Origin of the sequence: Litoribrevibacter euphylliae (assembly GCF_042646085.1) — a bacterium.
Lineage (GTDB): Bacteria > Pseudomonadota > Gammaproteobacteria > Pseudomonadales > Litoribrevibacteraceae > Litoribrevibacter > Litoribrevibacter euphylliae.
Genome location: NZ_JBHRSZ010000015.1, coordinates 1 through 1155, shown reverse-complemented (window position 1 = coordinate 1155; position 1155 = coordinate 1). Strand labels below are relative to the sequence as shown.

The 1155-nt window shown below is 43.9% G+C and carries 1 protein-coding gene; it reads left to right on the top strand.

The genetic code is table 11. The features are described 5' to 3' along the window. The coding region (locus ACFOEK_RS21225; protein WP_386723494.1) for an IS91 family transposase at window positions 1–931 on the top strand (931 nt) is incomplete at its 5' end. Window positions 932–1155: the final 224 nt, after the last annotated feature.

The window sequence follows — 1155 nt, the reverse complement described above, 5'->3', positions numbered from 1 at the left end:
TAAGGCGTCTGATGTTTGGTGTATGGCTCGTGAACGAGACTTGCTGGCTGTACCGTACTTTCACCTGGTATTTACGCTTCCTCACGAGCTGAATGGTTGGGTTAAGCTGCATCCTGACGTTCTATATCATGGATTATTTAAGAGTGTTTGGGATGTATTAAACCGCTTCGGTCATGATCCGAAGCGTTTAAATGGTGAATTAGGTATGACAGCAGTTCTTCATACCTGGGGACAAAAACTGGATCAGCATGTGCATCTGCATTGTTTGATTCCGGCGGGCGCTTGGTCTGAAGCTGAGCATCAATGGCACAAAGCACGTTCCAACTATCTATTCCCAGTAAGGGCGTTATCAAGATGCTTTCGAGGACGAATGATCAGCTATTTACGAATGGCGCATCAGCAGGGTGAGTTGGTCAGAATAAGTACGGTGAAAGAGGTCGATGAGCGACTGAGGGAGCTAATGATCAAAGATTGGGTTGTTTATACCAAAGCCTGCCATGGACGACCAGAAAAGGTGTTGGAATACCTCGCGAGGTATACCCACAGAATTGCGTTGAACGAATCCCGTTTAGTCGATGTGAGTGAAAATACGGTGCGCTTTCGTTGGAAAGACTATCGAGATGGACAGCATAAAATTATGAAGCTGGACGGTGTAGAGTTCCTTCGCCGATTTATGCAGCATGTGTTGCCTAAAGGTTTTATGCGTATCCGTCATTATGGCTTTCTCTCGAATAAGCAGAAGCAACACCGCTTATCCTTAATAAAAGCGGTACTGGACGAGCAGGTCTCAGAGCAAGAAAATGTTCAGGATGAAGGTGTTTCAGGCAAGGAAGTTCTGGAGACTTGTGTTTGTTGGTATTGCAGTAAATGTAGCTCAACACATGTTCAGATAGTAAAAGTGCTTCGACCACTGAAAGAGCGACCGAAGTGATAGAACTGAGCTAAACGTCTGAATAATAAAAACAGATTTGTTGGGTTTATAGGGGAACTATGGCTGTTACTCTCCAAGTGACCTGAACTAGGTTCAAGACGATGAATGAAAGAGAAGCGAGATTGAGATAGGTATCAAGTTCTAAGGTTAGTAGGTTAAGAAAAGGCATAAAGACTCTTGCATCGAAATGGATGCAGTTCATACAATCCCCTTAATAAGTAGAT